Source organism: Streptomyces sp. NBC_00102, assembly GCF_026343115.1.
GTDB lineage: Bacteria > Actinomycetota > Actinomycetes > Streptomycetales > Streptomycetaceae > Streptomyces.
In genome coordinates, this window is sequence record NZ_JAPEMC010000004.1 from 21,138 (window position 1) to 36,928 (window position 15,791).

Below are 15,791 nucleotides of genomic sequence, written 5' to 3' on the forward strand. Positions count from 1 at the left end.
AGCGCGTCGCCGACGCGTGCGGAGGGTCGAAGGGGCTGTGGATGTGCGAGGTTGCCGCACGGTGGGCGTCCGTCCCCGCCCTCGGCGGACCTTCCCTACCGGCGCAGCCTGGCCCGCGCGGACGAGAGCAGCGCGCCGGTTTCCCGCAGACGCAGCGGGCGGGCCAGCAGGGCAACCGCCCCTACCAGGACCGCCGTTCCGGCCAGAGCCGCCACCGGAGCGCCGGCGCCGGCGCACGCCCGGGCCGCCGCGAAGGCGAGCGCGGAGGCGGGCAGGCAGGCCACCACCAGCCGCGCGTGCGCCCACAGCGCCGTGGAGCGCCAGGGCGATCGACGCGGCGAGGCCGGTCCGATCAGCCTGCGGTCGAGGACGTAGCCGGTGACGGCGAACCCGGCGAAGAGTGCCAGGGTGTACGCCCCGGCCATCCCGGTGACCGCCCAGCGCGCCGGCAGCACCAGATAAGCGGCCCCGGACAGGCCCGCGTTGAGTCCGGCGATCACCAGATTGAGCAGGAACGGCGTACGGGTGTCGCCGAGGGCGTAGAACCCCCGGGAGAGTACGTACTGCCCGGAGAACGCGATCAGACCCGGCGCGAAGGCCCTCAGCATCCCCGCCATCACGGTGACGTCGGCGCCGCTCGTACGGCCGTACCCGAAGACCGACCCCATCACCCAGGGAGCGAGCGCGAACAGGGCGAAGGCCGCCGGCACCACGACCGCCGCCGAGGTGCGCAGAGCGTACGACAGGTCCCGGCGCACCCCCGGGAGGTCTCCCTCCGCCGCCGCCCGGCTCATCCGGGGCATCAGCGCGGTGACCAGCGAGACCGTCACGATGCCCTGCGGTACCACCCAGAGCAGGTAGGCGTTGCTGTACGCGGTGTACCCCGCGCCCCCCGACACCCCCTGGTCCACCGCGTGTTGGCCGGTGAGCGTGGAGAGCCGGGTCACCAGCCAGTACGCGGCCTGGTTCGTCAGGACCAGCAACACCAGCCAGCCCGCCGCCCTCAGCGGCCGGGTGAGCCCACTGCCCCGCCAGTCGAAACGGGGCCGCCAGCGGAACCCGGCCGCCCGCAGCACCGGCACCAGGGCCAGCGTCTGCATGACGATCCCGGCGGTCGTGCCCCAGCCGAGCAACCGGGTCTGCGCCGCGCTCGGATCGCCGCCCGCATGCGCCGCGACCCCGAGATACAGCCCGAAAACGGCGATCACCACGAGGTTGTTGAGGACCGGAGCCCACATCATCGCGCCGAACCTGCCCCGGGCGTTGAGTACTTGCCCCAGCAGGGTGAAGAGACCGTAGAAGAGGATCTGGGGCAGGCAGCAGCGCGCCAGGGCGATCGTGAGATCCGCCTGCTCGCCCGAGTAGTCGGTGTAGGCGGCGACGATCTGCGGAGCCGCGAAGACGGCGAGGGCGGTGAGGGCGACCAGCCCCACCGTGCAGATGGTGAGGAGCCGCTGGGTGTACGCGGCGCCTCCGTCGGCGTGCTCCTTGGCCGCCCGCACGAGTTCGGGGACGAACACCGCGTTGAGGGCGCCGCCGATGAGCAGGATGTAGAGGATGTTGGGCACCGTGTTGGCGACCGTGTAGCCGTCGGCCCGCAGACCGGTCCCGAGCGCGGCGACGACGACCGCCGAGCGTATGAACCCGGTGGCGCGGGAGACAACCGACCCCGCCGCCATCACGGCACCGCTGCGCAGCGCCGACCCGGCCTTCCCCGGCGTGTTCCGCTCCGGCTGCGCACCGGACCCGTCGGTGTCCACCGGCCCCGCCGCCGCGACCCGGCCGGCCGCCTCCGCCGGGGTCACCGGTGCGCCAGATAGGCGTGGAACGCCCGGTACAGAGTGCTGTTGGTCGCGCCGCCCACCGATGTCTCCCATTCCCCGAGGGTCTCGACCACGTGCCCGCCGGTGCCCAGCTTCCAGCGCAGCAGACCGAAGGCACGGTCCTCGGGGTCGAGGGTGGAGGGTACCCCGCGCATGTCGTACACCGCCGCGCCGCGGGCGAGGGCGTCGGTCATCATCCGCCACTGGAGCGCGTTGCTCGGGCGCACCTCCCGGCGGTGGTCGGCCGACGCGCCCGTCTGGTACCACACCCGGCCAGGTGTGCTGATCATGGTGTGGGCGGCGAGTATCTCCCCGTCGTGGACGGCGAGATGGAGCCGCATCCGCCCCGGACTCTCCGCGTTGAGCACCGCGTACTGGCGCTGGTAGTACGCGAGGGAGCGGCCGAGCCGGAAACCGTCCCGTTCCTCGGTGATCCTCAACAGGCGGTGGAAATCGGGGAGGTGTCCGGCGTTCCCGGCAACCACCCGTACACCGGCCTTCCGTGCCTTGCGGATGTTGCGGCGCCACTCCTGATTGAGCCCCGCCCAGATCTGGTCCTGCGTACGGCCGGCGAGCGGCACCCGGAAGACGTGGCGCGGCTGCGCGTCGGCGTCGCCGCCGGTCTCGCCGTCCCCGCCGCACCGCCGCCAGCCCCGCGCGCGCAGCCGTTCGGCCACGGCCGTCCCGAGGGGATCCACCTCGGTGGCGAGCACGTCACCGATCCTCCGGCCCGGTCCCGTCGCCGCCTTGAGCCGTGCGGCGTCCCAGCGGCGGTAGTCGGGGGAGGGGCCGATCCGAACGGCGAAGGCACCTGCCTTGCGCAGATGCGCCATGAGCGGATCCAGCCAGCGGTCGATCTCCGGGTCCGCCCAGTCGGCCACCGGGCCCTCCGGCAGATACGCGAAGTACTTCCGGGTCCCGGGGAACTGCCGGTAGAGGACGAGCGCGCTGCCGGCCGCACTCCCGTCGTCGTGGTGCCAGCCGACCGTCTCCGACCGCCAGCCGTCCTTCACCCCGGCCCACGACGGGTACTGGAGGAAGCTCGCGCCGGAGTGGGCCGACACCCATGCCCGATGGGCCTCGGCGGAGACCCGGACCGTCCGCAGACCTCGCCGTCCCTCGTGGCCGCCGGCCACTTGCAGTGCTGACATCCCCGTCTCCCCGTTCTGCCGGGCCGACCGCTCGGCCGGGCTGCAGACGGATGGTGGCCAGGGCCCGTGACGGAGCCGCGCGGTCCATGTGACCGGACGATGACTGTTCCGCTCCGGTCCTCGTCACAGGGGCAGTTCACCCCAATTGCCCTGGTGTACGGGTCCTATGGTCCAGTCATGCCACTCCACCGAGACACCCCCGTCCTCCAGGGCGCCGCGACTGGGCCGTGTTGTGAAGGTCCCAGTCCACTGAGCCCGCGCGCGGACCGCGCCCCCCGCCCCGGCCGCACGGCCCGCATCACCCTGGCGGCCGGTACCGCGGTCCTGGGCGCCACCCTGACCGCCTGCTCCGCAAGCGCCTCGGCCTCCGGACCGGGCAGCGCCCCGGCCGCCGTGGGGGGTACGGCACGCGCGGAGCGTACCGACGTCTCGGTGAGCCTCCGGGGCGACGACGCCCCGGCCGGCGCACCCGTCACGGTGACCCTCGCCGACGGCACCCTGCGCGCCGTCGAGGTCACCGACGCTTCCGGCGGGACGCTCACCGGCCGGATGTCCGAGGACGGCCACACCTGGACCTCCGACCGCCCCGCCGCCCCGGGCACCCGCTACCACGTGAAGGCGACGGACACCCGGGGCGGCGCGGACACCGAGGAGTTCACCACGGCCGAGGCGGACCTGGTCAACAAGCTCACCCTCGCCCCGGGCAAGAACGTCACCGTCGGCATCGCACAGCCGCTGTCGATCGTCTTCGACCACCCGGTGAAGAACAAGGCGGCCGTGGAGAAGGCCCTCAAGGTCACCACCTCGAACGACACCGAGGGTTCCTGGGGCTGGCTGCGCGACTACTCCGGCAAGGACCGCGTCGACTGGCGGCCGAAGGAGTACTGGAAGCCCGGCACCGAGGTCACCCTGGACGCCGGGCTCAACGGCACCGACTCGGGACCCGGCGGCGGATTCTTCGTACGCGACTACGCCATGTCCTTCACCGTCGGCCACGCCCAGGTGGTCAAGGTCGACCTCGACCGCCACCGGCTCGCGCTCGTCCGGGACGGCAGCACCGTCATGGACATACCCGTCTCCGGCGGCACCCCCGGCGGCGACAAGGCGTCCTGGCGCGGCACCGCCGTGCTGATGGCCAAGGAGGGCACCATCAACATGCGCTCCGAGACGGTCGGCCTGGGCGACGCCTACGACAAGATGGTCGACTTCTCGATGCGGCTCACCTGGTCGGGCATGTACGCCCACGCCGCGCCGTGGAACGCCGCGTACTTCGGTGTGGCCAACCACAGTTCGGGATGCGTGGGCATGAGCGACGCGAACGCCGCCGAGCTCTACACGAAGACGCAGGTGGGCGACCCCTTCGAGATCACCGGCGCGGACACCAAGGGCGTGGTCGCGGAAGGCAACGGCTACGGCGCGTGGAACGTGTCCTGGGCCGACTGGCAGGCCAAGAGCGCGCTGTGAGGGGGAAGGACCGGCCGACGGGAGACGCCGCGCGCCAACCCCGTACCCCGCTTTGCGGCGGCGGCCTCCCCAGGGCCCGAAAGCGCTCGTCCGCTCTCGGGCCCCGCCTGCGGTGATCAGGCCTTCGGAGTCCGCAGACCCAGGTGGTCGCGGAGGGTCGTCCCCTCGTACTCCGTACGGAACACGCCCTGCTCCTGGAGCAGCGGGACCACCTTGTCGGCGAACTCGTCCAGGCCGCCGGGCACCAGGTGCGGTGCCAGGATGAAGCCGTCGGACACCTCGCTCTGTACGGAGTCGTTCAGCGCCCGCGCGACCGTCGACGGCGAGCCGATGAAGGTCTGCCGGGCGCTGGTCTCGATCACCAGCTCCCGGATCGACAGGCCCTCCGCCTTCGCGCGCTGACGCCACTCGGAGGCGGTCGCCAGCGGATCGCGGACCATCCGCACACTCGCCCGGCCCCGGGTCACGGTGTGCTCACCGGTGTCCGGGTCGACGTCGGGCAGCGGCCCGTCCGGGTCGTAGGAGGACAGGTCCCGGTTCCACACGTGCTCCAGGAACTTGATCGCGGTCTGGCCGCTGACCTGAGCGCGCCGCACCTCGTGCGCGCGCTCCTCCGCCTCGGCGTCCGTGTCGCCCAGCACGAAGGTGGCGGCGGGCAGGATCAGCAGCTCGTCCCGCTCGCGCCCGTGGCGGGCCAGCCGTCCCTTCACGTCCTCGTAGAAGGCGCGGCCCGGCTCCGGAGCGGAGTGCCGGCTGAAGATGGCGTCCGCGGTGGCCGCCGCGAACTCCCGTCCCTGGTCCGAGTCCCCGGCCTGGAAGATCACCGGGCGGCCCTGCGGGGAGCGCGGCACGTTGAAGCGGCCCGCGATGTCGAAGTGCTGGTCGCGGTGGGCGAAGGTACCGGCGTCCGCGCTGCGCAGGAACCGGCCGCTCTCCCGGTCGGCGAGGATCTCGTCCCCGCCCCAGGAGTCGAACAACTCCCAGGAGGCGCGCAGGAACTGCTCGGCGCGGGTATAGCGGTCCTCCTCCGCGAGGAAGCCGCCGCGCCGGAAGTTCTCGCCGGTGAACGCGTCCCAGGAGGTGACGACGTTCCACGCCGCGCGGCCCGCCGAGAGATGGTCCAGGGAGGCGAACTGCCGTGCCACCTCGTACGGTTCGTTGAAGGTGGAGTTGATCGTGCCGGCCAGACCGAGCCGGTCGGTGACCGCAGCCAGCGCGGCGAGGATGCCGAAGGTGTCCGGGCGGCCGACCACGTCCAAGTCGTAGATGGCGCCGCCCTGTTCGCGCAGCCGCAGGCCCTCGGCCAGGAACAGGAAGTCGAACTTGGCCCGTTCGGCGGTGCGCGCGAAATGGCTGAACGAGGCGAAGTCGATCTGGCTCCCGGCCTCCGGGTCGCTCCAGACCGTGGTGTTGTTGACCCCGGGGAAGTGGGCCGCGAGGTGGATCTGCTTCAGGGTGTCGCTCATGACTGTCCTCCGGCCCGGACCCGGGCGTAACGGTTGGCGGGGCGCGAGAGGCCGAGCAGGCCGCGCAGCGAGTCGGCTTCGTACGTGTTGCGGAACGCGCCGCGGCTTTGGAGTTCGGGCACCAGTCCCCGGGTGACGGCCGGCAGGTCGTGACCGGCGACCGCCGGACGCAGCCGGAACCCGGTCAGACCCGCCCGCTGCCAGTCCAGCAGCAGATCGGCCAGTTCGGCCGGGGTGCCGGTGAAGATCTCGGCGTCGCTCGCCAGGGGAGCGCCGGCCAGGTCGTCGAGACGGCGGCGGCGGGCCTTCGCCGCGCCCGCGGTCTCGTCCAGGAACACCACCAGGTCGCCGAAGACGTGGAGGGTCTCCCCGCCGCGCCCGGCGGCCTCCTGGGCGGCCCGGATCTCCTCGGTCACGGCCCGCGCCTCGGCGGCGTCGTGCGGGGTGACGTAACCGACGTCGGTGGAGCTCGCCACCAGCTCGTACGGAATGGCCGCGTGGGCCAGCGAGGTCACCAGCGGCTGCCCCTGCGGCGAACGCGGCGTGATGGAAGGGCCCTTGACGCTGAAGTACTCGCCCTCGAAGTCGATGTAGTGCAGCTTCTCGCGGTCGATGAACCGGCCGGTGGCGGCGTCGCGTATCTCCGCGTCGTCCTCCCAGCTGTCCCAGAGCCTGCGGAGCACCTCGACGTACTCGGCGGCCTCGGCGAACAACTCCCGCACCAGTTTCTGGGCCTCGGGCTCCAGGTAGTCCTGCGGGCGGAACGGCGGCAGGTCCCGGCGGCCGAAGTGCGCGTTCTCGTGCCCGGCGGCGGAGACCTTCACCCGGACCCCGGCGCGGCCGGAACTCACGAAGTCCAGAGTCGCGACGGCCTTCGCCAGGTGGAACGGCTCGGTGTGGGTCGCCACCACGCTCGGGACCAGACCCACGTGCCGGGTCAGCGGCGCCACCCGGGAGGCGATCAGGACCGCGTCGAGCCGGCCGCGCACCTGGTCGGTACGACGGTCGTCGGCGGTCGGGTCGGTGGACTGGAGGGACAGCGAGTCCTCGAAGGTGACGAAGTCGAGGAGGCCCGCCTCCGCCTCCCGCACGGCGTCCAGCCAGAAGCCGGCGGTGAAGAGTTCGCCGGCGCGGGACTCGGGCTCGCGCCAGGACGCGGGGTGCCAGCCCGTGCCGTCCAGCGCCACGGCGAGATGCAGGGGTTCGGGAGGTGAGGAAGGGGACTGCGACATGGCGGGAAAGGGCCTTTCCTGATCGGCTGGGGAGTACATGGGGAGGCGCCGCTTCACACACGGGCCTCGGGGCGCGGAGGTCAGCTCTCCGACGCGGTGGCGGGATCACCGCCCGGGACGCGGACCATGGCGAAGAGGGTGCGCCGGCGAAGAGCGAAGCCGATCGAGAGATAGAGCCGGATGGCGTTCTCGTTGTCCCCCGCCGCGTGCAGGAAGGGAACGTCCCCGCGGTCCCGGATGCCGTCGGCGACATGGCGCACCAGCCGGGTGGCGAGCCCCTCCCCGCGGTGTTCGGCATCCGTGCAGACCGCGCTGATCTCGGTGTGGCCGGGGGGCCGCAGCCGTTCCCCGGCCATCGCCACCAGCCTTCCGCCGCGCCGGATTCCCCAGTACGCGCCCAGTTCGATGGTGCGCGGGCGGAACGGCCCCGGCTTGTTGCGGCTCACCAGGTCCAGCATCTCGGGCACGTCGGAGGTGGTCAGCCGGACCGCCTCCGGATCGGACCGCGTGGTCAGGGTGTCCGCGACGAGCTGTACGCCCTCCGCGCGCTGCACCGTCTCCCAGTGCTCCGGCACGCTGTCGATCCCGGTCACCGCCGTCTCCGCACCGGGCCCGAGCAGCGCGGCCAGATCGTCCCAGGCGCTCGGGTCCGCGGAGTCGCCGAGTGCCACGAAGGGGGCGACGTCCGTCTGATAACGGGCCGCCGAGCCGACGATCTCCGCGAAACGGCGGTGCGCTCCTGTGAGGGCGGCCCAGGGGGCGTTGTCCAGCACGTGAGGTACGGGCCGGCCGGGAGCGGAGCCGAGGCCGTGGCTGGTGCGGGGGAGTGACTGCGGTGACTGGACGTCGGTGGACATACGAGGCCGTTCTTCCTTCGGTGGAACCGTGCCGGTGCCGGCACGGTGGACAGTGTGGGACCGGTTCAGCCCACGGCGGCGGGCAGCGGCCGCCCGAGGGCGAAGCGCCGGGCCCCCGGCCGGCCTTCGACCAGATCCGCGGCCAGCTCCCCGATGGCGGGAGCGAACTTGAACCCATGGCCGGAGAACCCGGCGAGCACCGTCACCGGACCTTGCCGGTCGACCACGAAGTCGTGGTCGGGGGTGGACGTGTAGAGGCAGGTGACCGGCTCGGGGGCTGCCCGGGCCAGACCGGGCAGCCAGGCACGGACATAGGCCTCCAGCCGCTCGGCCGCGACCGGGTCCGGAGTGCGGTCCCGGTGGTCCGGGTCGACCACCGGCCCGACCGCGTGGAACCCGACCTTGACACCGTCCGGGCTGCCGAGCCCGTACACCCCGCCCGGTTCGTGGAATTCCGCGCCGGGATGGTGCACGAAGGCCGGCCACTCCAGCGCGTCCTCCACCGCGAAGTGCAGCGGCTGCTCCTGAGTGACCCGCAGCGGCGGCAGCCCGTCCACCAGGTCCGGCAGGACGGACGGCGACCAGCCGCCGACCGCGACCACCGCCGCGTCCGCGAGGACCCGGCCGCCCTCCTCGGTCTCCACGGTGACGCCACTCCCCGTCCGGCGCAGCGCGCGCACCCGCACCCCGTGCCGGACATCGGCGCCGAGGCCCGCGGCGGCCGCGAGCAGCGCCGCCACGGCAGCGTCGGCGTGCAGCCGGCCGCCCTCCGCGTGATGCAGCACGCTCGTGTCGGCGCGCAGCCCGGGCCAGCGTTCGGCCGCCTCTGCAGGGCTGAGCACCAGCCCCGGCCGCCCGGCCTCCGCCAGGGCGCCGGCCAGTTCCTCCACCGCCCCGGGCGCCCCGTGGTCGACGGCACCGGTGACCGTCAGCACCCGCTGCCCCGACTCCTCCTCCAGCCGCCGCCACAGCGGCAGCGCCCGCAGGGCGAGCCCGACGTACCAGGGATCGGCGTACGTCAGACGGAAGATGCGGGAGCTGCCGTGCGAGCTTCCCCGGTCGTGGCCGGGCCCGAACCGCTCCAGCACCGTGACCCGGTGGCCGCGTCCCGCCAGCCGCCAGGCCGCCGCCGCGCCCATGACCCCGCCGCCGACGATCACCACGCTGGGTGCCATGACGGGTCTTCCTTTCTGCTCGCCCGCGCTCGGGCGCGGTTTTTTGTGGATCAGGAGTTGGTGATCGGCAGGCCCGGAGGGTTGACCTCCGCCTTCTGCACCGCCTCGTCCTTGAGGTTCCACGCCTCCAGCCACTTCGCGTACTGGCCGTTCTCGATCAGGTAGTTGATGGCCTCCGCCAGCGGCTTGGCCAGGCCGCTGTCCTTCTTCGCGGTGGCGCAGATCAGTCCCTGCAACGAAGCCCCGGCGCCCGAGTAGGTACCACCGCTGCGGGTGGCCTGCGGAGTGCTCGCGGACTGGGTGATGTGGTACGCGATGGCGGGGTTCGGGCCGAAGTAACCGTCGATCTTCTTCGAGTTCAGCGCCAGATAGGCGCTGTTGTTGTCCGCGAAGTACTTGACGTCGAGCTTCTTGCCCTCGGACTCCAGCTTGTCCCGCCACTCCAGCAGGATCTTCTCCTGGTTGGTGCCGGAGCCCACGGCGATGGTCTTGCCCGCCAGGTTCTTGTAGTCCCCGTCGAAGTTCCAGTCCGCCTCCTTGCTCACTTCGAAACCGAGGTTGTCCTGGCGGTAGCAGGCGAACTCGTACTTCTTCTTGCGCTCTTCGGTGTCCGTGATGTTGGAGAAGCCGGCTTCGGTGCGCCCGCTGTCGATCCCCACGAACAGGTTCTCCCAGGTCGCGTTCTTCGGCTCGGCCTTCAGGCCGAAGACCGCGGCGACCAGGCGTCCGAGGTCGGGCTCGGAACCGGTGATCGTCTTCTGGTCGTCCCCGACGTAGCCGAGCGGCGCGGATCCGGCGGGGAGCATGCCCAGACCGATGGTGAACTTGCCGTCCTCGATGACGGATTTGGGCAGCTGCGAGCGGATGGAGGCGACCTCGGGGACGTCCAGCGTTATCTCCTTGGCGGCCCCGTTCGAGGCGGCGCCGATGACGACCGACCCCTTGGCGGTGCCGGAAGCGGCGGCGGAGTCCTCGGTGTCACTGTCCCCGCAGGCGCTGAGGCCGGCGGCGAGAGCGAGGACGGTGCCGGCGGTGGCGAGGGTGGTCAGACGGGATCTGCGGCGGGACATGTCGGTTCCTTGAGGGTGATGGAGAACAGGTGAGAGGACGTGTGGGGGAGAGGAGTCAGCCCAAGGGGCCGACCGAGACCAACGGCTGACGTTTAATCAAGCACTGAGGGCAAGGTGACGGACGGTCAGAGAACCTTGCCCAGGAACTCCCTGGTGCGGGCCTCGCGCGGGTTGTCCAGCACGTCGGAGGGCTTGCCCTGCTCGACGATCACGCCGTGGTCCATGAAGACGACCTGGTCGGCGACCTCACGGGCGAACCCGATCTCATGGGTCACCACGATCAGCGTCGTACCTCCGGTAGCCAACTCCTTGATGACGGAGAGGACTTCACCGACCAGCTCCGGGTCGAGCGCCGAGGTCGGCTCGTCGAAGAGGATCACACCGGGTTCGAGCGCGAGCGCCCGTGCGATGGCGACCCGCTGCTGCTGGCCACCGGACAGCCGGCGCGGGTAACTGTCGGCCTTGTCCGCCAGCCCCACCCGGTCGAGCAGGGTACGGGCCAGCTCGCGGGCGCCGTCACGGTCGGCGAGACCGATGGCGGTGGGCGCGGCGGCGACGTTCTCCAGCACCGTGAGGTTGGGGAAGAGGTTGAAGTTCTGGAACACGAAGCCGATCCGGCTGCGCTGCGCCCGGATGACGCGCTCGGGCAGCTCCTTCAGCCGGCCGCGGTGGTGGCGTACCCCGATCGGCTCGCCACCCACCGTCACATGACCGATGTCCAGCTTCTCCAGGTGGTTCACCGTACGCAGCAGCGTCGACTTGCCGGACCCGGACGGGCCGAGGATCACTGTCACCGACCCAGGCTCGACCGTCAGGTCGATGCCGCGCAGGACCTGGTTCTCACCGAACCACTTGTGTGCCTGGTGGATCTCCACCGCCACCGGATCGGCGCGGCCGGGGCTCTTCGTGCTCTGCGGGGCGATGACGCTCATGAGCTCGATCCGATCGGGGTCCTGGAGCGGGCGGCCCGGACGGTGGCCCGGAACTTCTGGAACGGGGTCGGGGGTACGGTGCGCAGCGCGCCCCGCGAGTAGTGGCGCTCCACGTAGAACTGGATCACCGAGATGACGCTGGTGAGGATCACGTACCAGAGGGTGGCGACCAGCAGCAGCGGGACGATGTCGCCGGAGTAGGTGCTGCCGAGGCTCTGGACGGTGCCGAACAGGTCGAGCAGCGAGACGTAGAAGACCAGCGAGGTGCCCTTGACCAGGCCGATCAGCTGGTTCACGTAGGAAGGCACGATCACCCGGAGCGCCTGCGGGAAGACGATGCGGCGGAACTGGTAGCCGCGCGGCAGGCCGAGCGCCGAGGCCGCCTCGTGCTGGCCCTGGTCCACCGAGAGCACGCCGGACCTGACCACCTCCGCCGCGTAGGCGGCCTCGTTGAGGCTGAGACCGACCACGGCGACGGTCATGTCGGTGGCGAGCCGGGATTCGTCGAACTCGAAGAAGGCCGGCCCGAACGGAACGCCGAGACTCAACGTCTGATACAGCGCACTGAAGTTGTAGAGGAAGAGCAGCACGACGATCAGCGGCACCGAACGCAGCAGCCAGATGTAGACCCAGGAGACGGACCGCAGTACCGGATTGGGCGACAGCCTGCCCAGCGCGAGGATCACGCCACCGATCAGACCGAACACCGCACTGAGGGCGGCGACTTCGAGAGTGATCAGCAGGCCGTCGAGTACCACCGGACGGAAGAACCAGTAGGAGAAACGGCTCCACTGGTAGAAGGGGTTGCTCACCAGACCGTGGACGAACTGGGCCACCAGCACGACGACCACCGCCGTGAGCACCCACCGCCACGGATGGCGCAGCGGCAGCACCCGTTCGGCCGCGAGACGCGGGTCGTGCGCCGAGTCGGTGCGCTCGGAGACCTTCGGGGCCGGGGGCTCTCCGGGCGGGGAGGAGGGAGAGCCGGTGGTGACCGGATCTTCCGGGGGCGCGGACGTCTCGGGCATGGGTGCTCCAGCGGAGAAGGGGCTGACCCGACGGCGCGCGCGGCACGCGGTCGGGCCGAATCGGGAACCCTGGCCGGAGAAGTCCGGGCAGGGATGCGGGGAATCGCGAGAGGGGCGGGCGGACTTGGTCCGGCCGGTCAGCAGCCGCAGTGCGGTGCGCAGGCCGGCAGCCCGCACGTACACGAGTGGCAAGCACCGCACCCGTGCGACGGCGTGCGGCGGGAGGAGAAGGACAGCGTGGCGGACGGCACGGCGGAGCGGAGGCGGCGGACGCCTGCCGTCCTCTCCGGTGCGATCTCCATGCTGGTCATCCTGATTTCTCTCTGCCGCGATGAGCGGGCCGCTGGGACACGCTCGGTGTTACCGGGCGACGCACGGGGGTCGTGGCCGCCGGACCGCCGGGGAATCACCGGGCCGGTCCGGCGCCAGTAACCCATGCGGGGGAAGGGGGCGTCAATGCGTCCCGTAACCGTGTGAACAGGTGTAAGGGGCAGTTCGGAAATCCTCTCGGAGCGAAGCGCCGAACGCTCTGACCAGCGGAAACGGCACCGGTCGGACGACCGGGCCCGACGACCGGACGCTTTCCGGAGGCCCTGTGGAGCGGCGATCATTTCGTGATCCCGTAACACGGGCTTCATGCCCGGTCATGCCGCCCACACGCAGGGGACGAGCATCTACGACGCGCGCCGGCCGTCCTCCCCTCAGGTCCAGCGCCTGACCACGGCCCGTTCCACCGCCCCGAGTACGGCGTCGGTCGCCTTGCCGAGCAGGGCCAGCAGCACGATCGCCAGCAGCAGGATGTCGGTCCTCCCGGTGTTCTGGCTGTCGATCAGGAGGAACCCCAGCCCCATGGACGAGGCGATCAGCTCGGCGGCGACCAGGAAAAGCCACCCCTGCGCGAGACCCAGCCGCAGCCCCGCCAGGACCGACGGAGCCGCCGCCGGGATCAGCACCTGGGCGAGCAGGGCGGGGCCCCGGCGGCCGTAGGCGTGCCCGAGTTCGCGCAGGCCCGGGTCGGCGTGGTCGAGCGCCGAAGCCACCGTCGTGTAGACGGGGAAGAAGGCGCCGACCGCCACCAGGGTGATCTTCGGCGTCTCCCCGATGCCGAGCCAGAGCAGCAGCAGGGGAACCCACGCCAGCGACGGCACCGCGCGCAGCGCCTGAATGGTCGGGCCCAGCAGCCGGCGCACCGCGGTCGAGAGCCCGACCAGGCCCCCCAGCACGAGTCCGGCCCCGGCCCCGGCGGCGAAGCCGAGCAGGACCCGCTGCACGCTGATCGCCACGTGGTGCGGAAGTTCGCCCCGCTCCCAGAGCACCCGGGCGGCCCGGGCCACCGCCAGCGGTTCGGGCAGCTGGCTGGGGGAGTACGCCCCCGAGCGGGCGGCCGTGTGCCAGGCGACGAGGATGCCCACCGGGACCAACAGCCCCACCGCCGCCCGGCCGGCCACCCGCCCGGCGGCGACGAGCCGGTCCCCGCCGCGGGTCCCCTGCGGAAGCCCGCTCTTCCCGGCGGCCGACGCGGTCGCCGGGGCGGGCGCGGAGACTTCCCGGTCCCTCTCCGCCGTATCGGCGGTTCTGGCGCTCACGACGGGTCCGCCTTGCGCGCGTACTCGGGGAGGAAGAGCGAGTCCAGCGCGCCGTCGACGGCCTTCCGGTCGGGCACCAGGTTCTCCTCCACCAGGACCGGCGCGATCCGTTCGAGCACGGCGCGCTGCTCGTCGCCGGGAACGGGGGAGACGTCGAGTTCGGTTCGCTCGGTCAGCTGCTGCCGGGCGACCGCCTCGCTCACCTTGGACTCCTCGGCGAGCAGCCGTACGGCCTCGTCCGGGTGGGCGATGATCCAGGCCCGGGCCTTCTCGTAACCGTCCACGACCGTCTGGACCAGCTCCGGGTGCTTCTGCTCGAAGTCCGCCGAGACGTTGAGGAATCCGTACGAGTTGAAGGCGAGGTTCCGGTAGATCAGCCGGGAGCCGTTCTCGATCTGGCTCTGCGAGAGGTACGGGTCGAGACCCGCCCACGCGTCCACGTCACCCCGCTCCAGAGCCGTCCGCCCGTCCGCGTGCTGGAGGTTGACGACCGTGACGTCACCGGCGTCCAGCCCCGCGCTCTCCAGGGCCTGGAGCAGGAAGAAGTACGGGTCGGTGCCCTTCGTGACCGCCACCTTGTGGCCCTTCAGGTCCTTCACCGACCGCAGCGGCGAGCCCTTCGCGACGACCAGCGAGGACCACTCCGGCCTGCTGTACACGTCGACCGTGTGCAGCTCGGTCCCGTTGGCGCGGGCCAGGAGGGCGGGTGTGCCCGCGGTCGAACCGAAGTCGATCGCCCCGGCGCGGAGGTTCTCGTTGGCCTTGTTGCTGCCGAGGGACTGGGTCCAGGTGACGGTCGCGTCCTGACCGGAGAGCGTGTCGCCGAGCCAGCCCTTCTCCTTCAGGACGAGGCTCTCCGGGTTGTAGTACGCCCAGTCGAGCCGGACGGTCACGGATCCGCCGCCGGTCTTGGCGTCGGCCGCCGCGGAGCCGTCCGCGGACTCGCCCGACACGCAGGCGGTGGCGGTCAGCAGGAGACCGGCGAGGACGGCGACGGCGCGCAGCGGTCTCATGACGCCGGTGGCCGTGACGCCGGTACGCAGGGCGCCGGGATTCTCGGTGGCGGTGGTCGGGGCGGTTCTCACAGCGGTTCTCACAGCGGTTCTCACAGCGGTTCTCACGGAGGTGCCTCTCATGGCCTGTCTCTCAGGGCTGGTGGGGACGGTCGGGGTCGCCGACGCCGAGCCGGCGCAGCAGATCCGCTCTCAGCGGGACCAGCTGGGGATGCCCCCGCGGCCGGGGGCGCGCGACCGGTACGTCGATGCGGGCGGCGATCGTGGCGGCGGGCCCGGACCCGAGCAGCACGATCCGGTCCGCGAGGTGCAGCGCCTCGTCCACGTCGTGCGTGACCATCAGCACCGTGGTGCCCGCCGCTCGCTGCATCGCGTCCAGCAGGTCCTGCATCCGCATCCGGGTGAGCGCGTCGAGCGCCGCGAAGGGTTCGTCGAGCAGCAGTACGCCGGGCTCCCGCGCCAGGGCCCGGGCGAGCGCGGCCCGCTGCGCCATGCCGCCGGAGACCTGACCGGGGCGGTGCCCGCCGTACCCGTCCAGACCCACCTCGGTGAGCCGTCGGGCGACGGTGGCCCTCCCCTCCGCCCGGTCGGTACCTCTCGGCAGACCGAAGGCGACATTGGAGGACAGGGTGCGCCAGCGCATCAGCCGCGGGTCCTGGAACACCACTGCCGTACGGGGATCGCCCGCGACGACGGACCGCCCGTCGACCAGCACCTCGCCGGACGTGGGCACGTCCAGCCCGCCGATCAACCTCAGCAGCGTGGACTTGCCCGACCCGGACGGGCCGAGCACCGCGACCGTCTCGCCCGCCGCCAGGTCCAGATCGATTCCGGCCAGTACGCTCCGCGCCCGCCGTCCCTGTCCGAAGTCCCGCCCGACACCCCTCAGGGAGACGGCGGCGGCGCCGGTACGGGGCCGTACCTCGGACCCGGTCGGCTCGGGCCCGGTCACTTCCGGCGCCGCCACATCCGGGCCCGTCACCGCCGGCGCGGA

At 71.9% G+C, this 15,791-nt stretch carries 13 protein-coding genes; 1 reads left to right on the top strand and 12 read right to left on the bottom strand.

The window, feature by feature from the left end; translation table 11 throughout:
* Positions 1–95: 95 nt before the first annotated feature.
* Both murJ and OHA55_RS33255 read right to left on the bottom strand, forming a co-directional pair.
* On the bottom strand, positions 96–1,877 hold the full coding sequence (gene murJ / locus OHA55_RS33250) for a murein biosynthesis integral membrane protein MurJ (RefSeq protein ID WP_266713634.1): 1,782 nt from the start codon (positions 1,875–1,877) through the stop codon (positions 96–98).
* Positions 1,802–2,974, bottom strand: a complete 1,173-nt coding sequence (locus OHA55_RS33255; RefSeq protein ID WP_266713636.1) for a peptidoglycan bridge formation glycyltransferase FemA/FemB family protein — start codon at positions 2,972–2,974, stop codon at positions 1,802–1,804. The genes murJ and OHA55_RS33255 overlap by 76 nt, the downstream gene beginning before the upstream one ends.
* Before the next feature lie 297 nt (positions 2,975–3,271).
* On the opposite strand from OHA55_RS33255, the gene OHA55_RS33260 reads away from it, so the two are divergent.
* On the top strand, positions 3,272–4,438 hold the full coding sequence (locus OHA55_RS33260) for an Ig-like domain-containing protein (RefSeq protein WP_266713999.1): 1,167 nt from the start codon (positions 3,272–3,274) through the stop codon (positions 4,436–4,438).
* Positions 4,439–4,554: 116 nt separating this feature from the next.
* Here the strand turns inward: OHA55_RS33260 and OHA55_RS33265 are convergent, their stop codons facing one another.
* The 10 genes from OHA55_RS33265 to OHA55_RS33310 form a co-directional block, all read right to left on the bottom strand.
* Positions 4,555–5,904: an NtaA/DmoA family FMN-dependent monooxygenase gene (locus tag OHA55_RS33265; protein ID WP_266713638.1), complete on the bottom strand. Its 1,350-nt coding sequence runs from the start codon at positions 5,902–5,904 to the stop codon at positions 4,555–4,557.
* Positions 5,901–7,136: an LLM class flavin-dependent oxidoreductase gene (locus tag OHA55_RS33270; protein WP_266713640.1), complete on the bottom strand. Its 1,236-nt coding sequence runs from the start codon at positions 7,134–7,136 to the stop codon at positions 5,901–5,903. The genes OHA55_RS33265 and OHA55_RS33270 overlap by 4 nt, the downstream gene beginning before the upstream one ends.
* 80 nt (positions 7,137–7,216) lie before the next feature.
* The gene (locus tag OHA55_RS33275) at positions 7,217–7,993 is read right to left on the bottom strand and encodes a GNAT family N-acetyltransferase (RefSeq protein WP_266713642.1); all 777 of its coding nucleotides are present in this window, start codon (positions 7,991–7,993) and stop codon (positions 7,217–7,219) included.
* Positions 7,994–8,058: 65 nt separating this feature from the next.
* Positions 8,059–9,168 (bottom strand): FAD-dependent oxidoreductase, encoded by a 1,110-nt coding sequence (locus OHA55_RS33280; RefSeq protein ID WP_266713644.1) that lies wholly within the window; start codon positions 9,166–9,168, stop codon positions 8,059–8,061.
* Positions 9,169–9,218: 50 nt separating this feature from the next.
* Positions 9,219–10,238, bottom strand: coding sequence for a transporter substrate-binding domain-containing protein (locus OHA55_RS33285; protein ID WP_266713646.1), 1,020 nt, complete (start codon positions 10,236–10,238; stop codon positions 9,219–9,221).
* 125 nt (positions 10,239–10,363) lie between these two features.
* Positions 10,364–11,170, bottom strand: a complete 807-nt coding sequence (locus OHA55_RS33290) for an amino acid ABC transporter ATP-binding protein (RefSeq protein ID WP_266713648.1) — start codon at positions 11,168–11,170, stop codon at positions 10,364–10,366.
* Positions 11,167–12,198: an amino acid ABC transporter permease gene (locus OHA55_RS33295; protein WP_266713650.1), complete on the bottom strand. Its 1,032-nt coding sequence runs from the start codon at positions 12,196–12,198 to the stop codon at positions 11,167–11,169. Before OHA55_RS33295 ends, OHA55_RS33290 begins: the two co-directional genes overlap by 4 nt.
* A 701-nt stretch (positions 12,199–12,899) precedes the next feature.
* The gene (locus OHA55_RS33300; RefSeq protein WP_266713652.1) at positions 12,900–13,784 is read right to left on the bottom strand and encodes an ABC transporter permease; all 885 of its coding nucleotides are present in this window, start codon (positions 13,782–13,784) and stop codon (positions 12,900–12,902) included.
* Complete coding sequence (locus OHA55_RS33305; protein ID WP_266713654.1) at positions 13,781–14,869, bottom strand: aliphatic sulfonate ABC transporter substrate-binding protein; 1,089 nt, start codon at positions 14,867–14,869, stop codon at positions 13,781–13,783. The genes OHA55_RS33300 and OHA55_RS33305 overlap by 4 nt, the downstream gene beginning before the upstream one ends.
* 61 nt (positions 14,870–14,930) lie before the next feature.
* The gene (locus OHA55_RS33310) at positions 14,931–15,749 is read right to left on the bottom strand and encodes an ABC transporter ATP-binding protein (protein ID WP_266713656.1); all 819 of its coding nucleotides are present in this window, start codon (positions 15,747–15,749) and stop codon (positions 14,931–14,933) included.
* Positions 15,750–15,791: the final 42 nt, after the last annotated feature.